The sequence below is a fragment of the Paenibacillus sp. SZ31 genome, assembly GCF_012912005.1.
In the GTDB taxonomy this organism is placed as follows: Bacteria; Bacillota; Bacilli; order Paenibacillales; family Paenibacillaceae; genus Paenibacillus.
The window spans coordinates 134,020-143,005 of sequence record NZ_JABBEA010000015.1 but is presented as its reverse complement, the minus strand read 5'-3'; the positions used below and the strand labels follow the sequence as shown (position 1 = coordinate 143,005).

Below are 8,986 nucleotides of genomic sequence, written 5' to 3'. Positions count from 1 at the left end.
TCTTTACTGGGACAGTATTGCCAAGATAACCCACGGTTTTGCATAAAGGGGAGCTCATTTTCGTTCATAATAACTTACCAAATAATAATCCAGCCGGCGTCTTTCGTATCGTGGCTGCCGCGTCCGCATCGCGGATTTTCAGGGCAAACCACAGCCCGATGAGCAGAAATGCAGCTGTCCCCAGCAAAGCCAAGCGATACGCTAGCATATTCGGCTCCATCGTGCCTGTCGCAGTCACCGTTGTTGTACCCACGCCTGCCAGCACAGCAGAGAGTAAAGCCATGCCGATGGCTGATCCCAGACGGTTTTGCACCGTGAACCAGGTCGAAGCTCGTCCCATGGATGCAGGCGGAATCTGAGCGAAGGCAGCAATCTGCACAGCCCCTACCGTCTGTCCCAGGAAAATTCCTACACCGAATAATAATGAACGGATGAACCATGGGTTCGTATCCACTGTGATCTGACTAAGTGTAATGAAGATAATAGCTGTACAGATCAAGCCCATCGAGATCAGCTTCCGCGGGCCCAGCCGTGGATAAGTCCACGGGACAAGCTGAGAAGCAATCATCAGTCCCAGCGCTTCCGGGAATGTCGTTAGCCCGGTTTCCAGCGCAGTGGCCTGTAGTACATTTTGATACATTAAGGGAAACACATAGAGCATACCCAACAGCCCGGCTGCCCCACATACGGATACCAAGCCTGTATAGCGGAACAATCGGTGCTTCAGCAAACGCAGATCAAGCAGCGGCTGCTTCGCACGCAGCTCCACCACGACGAGCAACGTCAGAAGCAGAATGCCTGCAAAGCCCGCTCCCATAATAAGTGGTGACGTCCATCCCCGCAGCGGTCCCTGACTAAGCGCATACATCGTCAGTGCGAGCCCCGGCGCAGATAATAACCAACCCGGTAGATCCAGTCGACCAGCTCCCTGTTCTCTGTGTTCCTTCAGATACAGCATGCCAAAGATCACGGCTGGAATACCGACGGGCAGATTCACATAGAAAATCCAACGCCACGACAGCTGATCCACAATCAATCCGCTCACAATCGGCCCGAGAGCCGGAGCAAGGGCGATGGGCAGTACCAACATGCGAGATACCTTGGCCCGTTCCTGCGGAGGAAAGGTCCGAAACAGCATCGCCATCCCTACAGGTGTGAGCAGACCACCCCCTGCTCCCTGCAAAATACGGAAAAATGTCAATGTGCCTAGATGATCAGCCGTTGCACAAAGCGCAGAGGACACTGTAAACAGTGTCAGCGCCGATAGGAAAACCCGTTTCGTACCCCATCGATCACCAAGCCATCCGGCGACAGGTAGAAATACAGCCAAACTCACCAAATACCCCACATTCAAGGTACCCGCAGCAGCCGGAGGAACCCCCAGTTCTTCACTAATGGTTCGTAGCGCTACGTTCAATACCGTTGCATCCATGGCAACCATAAACATCGCCAGAACATAGACAATGCTCACAATTGCCTTTGGATTCAGACGAAACCTCATCTGCCAACCTCATGAATCATACCCGGCATACCCGTTTCATCACAGAGACTCAGCGGCTTGAGGTCAGTCCATTGCTCTGCAATGTAATCCAGACATACACGTCGTTTGGCCTTCCCCAGCATCAGGGTCCAACCTGCCGGTACCGGAATGGATGCAGGCCACAGCGAATACTGTCCTTCATCATTCATTAACACCAGATAATTGCTGTCTTCATATTCAAAAGGGTTGCTCATCAGCTTATCCTCCTATTTGTGTTGAATGTTACGCTTCTTGTTCAGCATCTCCAGCCGGACGGACAGGGTACGACAGATTTCCTCCAATGGACCCGGCTGACAAAGGTCTTTGTGACGACAGGCAATATCATGACGTTCCAATTGCCCGCCAATGTATGCATTCCACATCTCCGGTTCGATCGGATCGAACCAGTCAGGAATTATGGTGGACCGGAAGAAGATCAGGTCACCTTCGAATCGGGATGGCGTGTACGCCCCCAAGATCCGGACGGAATTTTCATAGGTTTTCCGCAGCTTCATGATCGTCTCTTCATCCAAACTTGCCAACGCACTGCCTTCACTACGAAGGATACGCATCGCTGTTGCCATATCCAGCGGCCCATCCCCAATACTGTCCGGATCATATCCACCGAGTGCAAGCAATGCCGTCAACGCTTCTTCCTCATCTGGTTCCCCGCGAATAGGCAGATAATGACTCGGATACGCATCCAGCATGGCGAGAAACTCTACTTCCTCCCCTTCGGACTGAAGCTGCACAGCCATAGCCTGAGCCACGTTGCCGCCCAGTGACCAGCCGAGCAAACGATACGGGCCTTCTGGCTGCACAGACCGAATGTGACGGATGTAATCCGCCGTCATATCCTCCAGTGTCGACGGAAGCACCTCGTACTCGGCAATTCCCCTTGCCTGCAATCCGTACAGCGGATATTCCATGCCTAGGTGTTTCATCAACCCGGCATAACACCAACTAAGTCCTCCCGCCGGATGGACACAGAATACAGGCAGATGCTGCCCATGCGTCCGGAGCGGCAGCAACACTTGCAGCGAGCTTTTCCCGGAATCTGCACCCATCTCCAATCGCTCAGCCAGTCCAGCTACTGTGGCCGTTTCGAACAAAATGCCGATGCCTGGCTCCTTGCCCATCGCTTCGCGAATTCGACTCATCAGGCGCACCGCAAGCAGCGAATGACCTCCCAGTTCGAAGAAACTGTCATCAATACTCACACTCCGCAACCCTAATACTTCGGCAAACAGATCACAGAGAATCTGCTCCTGCGGATTGCGCGGTGCTCGGCCATCAACCGATAATTGCATCTCTGGTGCAGGCAACACCTTGCGATCCAGCTTGCCATTTGGCGTAAGTGGCAGGATCTCCATCATAACAACCGCAGATGGAACCATATAATCGGGAAGGCTCGCTCCCGCATGTTGGCGTAACGAAGCTGTTGCCAGTTCTGCTTCACTGTCCGGTACAGGAACAATATAAGCGACAAGGCGCTTATCTCCAGGCTGGTCTTCACGAACGATAACAGCAGCCTGAGCCACACCCGGATGTTTTGCCAGTACAGCCTCAATCTCGCCAAGCTCAATGCGGAACCCGCGGATTTTCACCTGTTGATCGGCTCGTCCCAGATAATCAAGCGAACCATCGTGCAGGCGCTTTGCCAAGTCTCCCGTACGGTACATTCGTGTACCCGGTGCACCATATGGATCGGCGACGAATCGCTCTGCCGTGAGATCTGGCCTTCCCCAATAGCCACGAGCCAGACCCGCTCCCGCCACATACATCTCTCCAGTTACACCTGTTGGCACAGGCCTCAGATGATCATCCAGCACATAGACGCGCAGATCTGGAATAGCGCATCCAATCCAGCTGCTTGCGCCCTCCGCAGCGCTGCCTGCGTGAAGTTCTTTGTAGCTGACATGGACCGTTGTTTCCGTAATACCATACATATTGATGAGTCTTGGAGCGTCATCCGCATGGCGTTCATACCAGTCATCCAACCTTCCCAGCTCCAGTGCCTCGCCTCCAAAGATCACATAGCGAAGCGCAAGCTGCTGTCCCCAGACTGGATTTTCCCTGTCAGCCTGCATCAGTTGGTAGAACGCAGATGGCGTCTGGTTCAGTACGGTTACCTTTTGCTCAGCGAGCAGTTGCAGGAACGCTCCAGGTGATCGGCTAATCTCATGGGGAACAACAACCAAGCTGCCTCCATACAGCAGGGGGCCCCAGATTTCCCACACGGAGAAGTCAAACGCATAGGAATGGAACAACGTCCACACATCGCTCTCGTCAAAATGGAACCAATGCTGCGTTGCATCCAATAACCGGATGACATTCGCATGTGGAATGACGACCCCTTTGGGCTTCCCTGTTGAACCCGAGGTATAGATCATATAAGCCGGACTCAGCGGAGTTACCCGTCCGTTCCGTTCATGGTCTGCCGGGTTTCGCTCATCCATGGATTCCAATTGCCGCAAGGTAAGCAGATCGTCCATGTTAATACATTCAATGTTCTCAACTTGCGGTAGCAGGGCATACACCTCTGTACTTGTAACCATCACTTTCGGCGCCGCGTCGGTGAGCATATGCGTTAAACGATCTGCCGGATAGTTGGGGTCCAGTGGCAGATAGGCGGCGCCCGTTTTGAGTACAGCAAGAATGGCCACGACCATCTCTACAGAACGCGGTAAGGCTAGGGCCACCATCTGTTCCGGCCTAACGCCTTCTGCGATCAATAGTCTCGCCAGTCGATTAGCCCGTGCATTTAGCTCACTGTAAGTCACACGGATATCCTCACAATGGAGGGCTACCGAATTTGCGTAAGCGGCTGCCTGCACTTCAAAACGCTCGGCTATAGTCAGCTGTGGACCTTCATCCGGTGTAGATGTCCACTCCTTTTTAAGCTGGGCATGCTCTGACGGTGTAACCAGGTCAAATCTGCTGATGCGTTCATCCATCTGTTGTACAGCATCCTCAAGCACCTGCATCAACCGAACGACCAGTTCTGCGGCAGTCGATTCAAGGTAGAGGTCTGCACTATACTCCAATACACCTTCAATTCCGGCTGGAAGTCCGTTCTGCTCCCGTTTCTCCGTCAGTTCAAGCGTAAGGTCGAATTTGGATGAACCCACTCCGTGGATGCGAGTCTCTGCTTCAACACCTGGCAGTTCAAGACGAACATCTGGCGTATTTTGCAGCACCAGCATCACCTGAAAGAGTGGATGTTTGGAACGGGATCGGGGCGGATTCAGCACTTCGACCAACCGTTCAAACGGTAAATCCTGATGTTCATAGGCAGCAAGATTTGCTTCCCGCACGCGGGCCAACAGCTCTCGGAAGGTCGGATCGCCCGAAGTGTCTGTACGCAGGACAAGCGTATTGATGAACATCCCTACGACATCATCCAGCGCATCGTCACTCCGTCCGGCAATCGGTGTACCTATCGCAATATCCGTGCCTGCACCCATTCGGGTAAGCAACACGGCTAACGCCGAATGCAGAAGCATGAACAGACTGACTTTATGCTCACGGGCAACTGTAGCAAGCTGCTCATGCAGACGTTGACTGATCGCAAATGGCACCGTTCCGCCTCGGTAACTGGACACCACTGGACGGGCATAGTCTGCCGGGAACGTGACTTGTTCTGGCAAGCCTGCGAGCCGGTCAGTCCAGAACGCTAACTGCTTCGCGATCAGACTGTCGTGCCGCTTCTCATCCCCAAGCAGGCTCTCCTGCCACACCGCATAATCTGCATACTGAATGCGTAGCGGCTCCCAAGCCGGAGCAGACCCACGCAGACGAGCAGTATAAGCCTCGGACAAATCCCGGATGAGTCGTGACAACGACCAGCCATCCCCTGCAATGTGGTGAATCAGCACCAGCAATGTATGTTCTTCCGCATCCGTATGGAACAATTCCGCACGTATGCCCGGCTCGGTACTAAGCTCGAAGCTGTAACGCGACGCTTCTGCCAGCAGCTCTGGCAGCTTCTCAGCCGAAGACCGGGTGAGTTTCATATTCACTGCTACATCTGCTGCACGGAGGATATGTTGGCTCGCCGAACCCAGATCTGGCGGATACAATGTGCGAAGTGTCTCGTGACGGGCAACAATATCCTCCAGGGCGTTTCGGAGAGCGTCCACATCCAGCTTCCCGGTCAACCGGGCAACCAACGGAATATTGTAGGTGGGATTAGCGCCCTCCAGGCAATAGAGGAACCATAACCGTCGCTGGGCAAAGGAAAGCGGAGTCTCACCCGTACGCGGAACAGGCTGAATAACGGGTCTGACGGACTTCGCCTGATCCAGCTTCCGGGCAAGCCCTGCCGCTGTCGGTGATTCAAACACATTGCCGATGTTCAGCTCTGCCCCGAATACATCCCGTACTCGGGCTGTAATTCGCCCAGCCAGCAGGGAATGTCCACCCAGTTCGAAGAAATCATCATCAATGCCTACCCGAGCTACACCCAGAATCTCAGCAAACAGGCTGCAAAGGATCTCTTCCTGCGGTGTACGTGCCTCCCTCCCGTTTGCATTAGATGTCAATGCAGGCACAGGAAGCCGTTTGCGATCGATCTTTTTGTTCGGTGTCAGCGGCATCTCTGGAAGCAGCATGAAGGCAGAGGGCACCATGTAATCCGGTAACGTATCAGCTACATGTACTCTGATATCAGCCAGATCGATGTCAGCTTGATGCTCTTCCGCATCAGCCACGATATATGCCGCTAACCGCTGGTTCCCAGGTTGGTCTTCACGTGCCATGATCGTAACCTGTGTTACACCCGGATATCTGGAGATGACCGACTCAATCTCCCCCAGTTCAATGCGGAAGCCTCTAATTTTGATCTGATGATCTGCCCGTCCCAAATAATCGATAGAACCGTCCGGCAACCATTTGGCCAAGTCTCCTGTCCGGTACATTCGACTGCCCGGTTGTCCGAAGGGACTCGCAACAAAACGTTCTGCGGTCAGATCAGGTCTGCCCAAATATCCCCGTGCAAGTCCCTCTCCTGCGATATACAATTCCCCTGCTACACCAGGAGGTACAGGCTGCATGCTCTCATCCAGCACATAGAGCTGTGTGTTACGAACCGGACCACCAATGGATGGTTTGCCTGTATGTTCATTCCCCAGCGATGCAGCTGTAGAATAGATGGTTGTCTCCGTAGGTCCGTATTGATTATTGACCTGACAGCCCCACGCCTCCAGCGAAAGCTTTAGTTCCTCGGATAAGGCCTCTCCTCCCGTAATCACCGTTAGCCCGTCGAACCTTCCCGGACGGCTCGTCACCAGAGACTGCCATAACGTTGGCGTAGCCTGCATGATCGTCGTCTCTTGTTCTCTCATCTTTCCGGCCAGTGCTACCGGATCAAGAATCGTTTCCTTTTGCGCGATATCCAGTCTTGCTCCAGTCGTCAGTGGCAGGAAGATTTCCAGTACAGAGATGTCAAAAGCAATCGTGGTCACCGACAGCCAGCGATCCTGCGGACCGACCTGCAGTCTCGTCTTCATATCTTCAAGCAAGTTGGCTAATCCCAGATGAGTTACAACCACACCCTTCGGCTTACCTGTAGAACCGGAGGTATAGATCAGATACGCAGGGTTGAGCAGAGAAGCCGTACCTGGCAGATCATCACCTTCGGGATTGCTTCCCGACTGGCAGCTCACTGCCTGTATCATATCCGGTTCATCCATAACCAGAATCGGTACACTGGACATTTGCGGAATGTGTGAGAAGTTGTTCATTACCGTCACCACACAAGTAGGCTTGGCATCCTCCAGCATATAGATCAGGCGCTCTTCGGGATAATCCGGATCAAGCGGCAGATAGGCTGCTCCTGTTTTGTGGACAGCCACAATCGCAATGACCACTTCCAGTGAACGAGGCATCGCAATGCCAACCACCTGCTCCGGTCCTGCTTCGTATGTCTGTATCAGTTCATGTGCCAGTTGATTCGCACGTTCGTTCAGCTCTGCATAGGTTAATGCTTCTCCTTCAAATGTTACTGCGGTTGCAAGAGGTGTACGCCGAACCTGCCGTTCAAATAGCGCTGCCGAATTCCACTCAGCGATGGCATGATGCGTCTGATTCCATCCTTCCAGCACTTGTTCGCGTTCGGCAGGGAGCAGGATGTCCATCTGTCCAACCGATATGTCTTCTGTCCCTTCTGACATCAGGGATTGCAGGATTTGCACATAGCGAAGCTGGTGATCACGCAATTCCAAGTCCACATAGATCGAAGGGTTCGCATCAAAAGCAATACTCAGTCCATGACCATGTCCCTGGTCCACAATATGAATCGACAGATCATCCACTGGACCCGTGGACAGATTATGGATCATGCCGCGTGCGCCCGCAAAATTCAACTCATGATGGAAGGGCATCACATTGATCATCGGTCCAAACAGACGCCGATTCTCTCCCAAGAGCTTGAGATCACGCCTTAGATCCTGATGCCGATATCGCTGGTGTTTGCGTACAGCCCGAATCTCCTTCACGATCTGTGCCATCAAATCAGACAGATTCATCTGCGAATCCAGGTATAGGCGGAGCGGAAGCACATTCATGACCATGCCTGGAACACGCAGCGATGCTGAACCCAATCGGCACATCACAGGCAAGGCCAGAACAACATCGGCTGCCCCTGTCATCCGGTGCACATAGATCGCTGTTGCCGCTACACACAGATCCGGCCAAGTCGCACCGAATCTACCCGCTGCTGCTTGCAATTGCTCCCGTTGTAACGGCGTGAGCACCGCACTCTGCCGCAGGAACTCGGTTGATGTACGCGGAGCACGCTCACCCAGACTGACCACATCCGGTGCATCCGCGAATCGGTCAATCCAGAACTGCTGATCCTGCTCTCGGTTGGTGGAGGATGAGTAAGCTTCATCTTCTTCGAGAACGGAAGTCAGTGATCCAAACGCTGCCGTACCCTGTGCCTGGGCTGCACTCTCTCCCTGAATGCTTGCAGAGTACAAGCTGGCAACCCTGCGTGTGATCAGGGATACGCCGTACCCATCAATCGCAATATGGTGAATGCGTTGGTACCAGTAATACCGATCCTCACTCACCCTGAACAGAGCTTCTGTGAAGAGTGGACCCATTGCCAGATCAACAGGCCGTACCAGATCCTGCTTCATCCAGTCGAGCGCAGCCGTATGAGAATCAGCCTGATCACGCATATCCATGACATGGAGTGTCCAATCATTCATGTTGGTGCGCTGAGATTGCCAAGGGCCTTGCTCATTTTCGCCATATACCATATTCAGCGATTCGGCCTCCATCACAGTCTGGCGTACACTTTCTTCAAATCGTCCCGTATGGATCTCACCGTCAATAACCACATACTCGGCCGTGTTGTACATCGGGTTGTCCGTATTCAACTGTTGGGCATACCAGATGCCAGACTGTGCAGAAGATAAAGGCCAAGCTGTGTTCCGACGATGCGACATCTGCACCGCCCCG

Annotated in this window: 3 protein-coding genes; all 3 read right to left on the bottom strand. The window is 53.4% G+C overall.

What is annotated here, in order from left to right:
* Positions 1–64 precede the first annotated feature (64 nt).
* Genes HF638_RS23270 through HF638_RS23260 form a run of 3 tightly spaced genes read right to left on the bottom strand, consistent with a single transcriptional unit; the run spans position 65 to position 8,973 of the window.
* Entirely contained in the window at positions 65–1,501 is a 1,437-nt protein-coding gene (locus HF638_RS23270; RefSeq protein ID WP_169482284.1) for an MDR family MFS transporter, read from the bottom strand.
* Positions 1,498–1,734: an MbtH family protein gene (locus HF638_RS23265; RefSeq protein WP_282435675.1), complete on the bottom strand. Its 237-nt coding sequence runs from the start codon at positions 1,732–1,734 to the stop codon at positions 1,498–1,500. Before HF638_RS23265 ends, HF638_RS23270 begins: the two co-directional genes overlap by 4 nt.
* A 12-nt stretch (positions 1,735–1,746) precedes the next feature.
* Positions 1,747–8,973 (bottom strand): amino acid adenylation domain-containing protein, encoded by a 7,227-nt coding sequence (locus tag HF638_RS23260; protein WP_169482283.1) that lies wholly within the window; start codon positions 8,971–8,973, stop codon positions 1,747–1,749.
* Positions 8,974–8,986 lie beyond the last annotated feature (13 nt).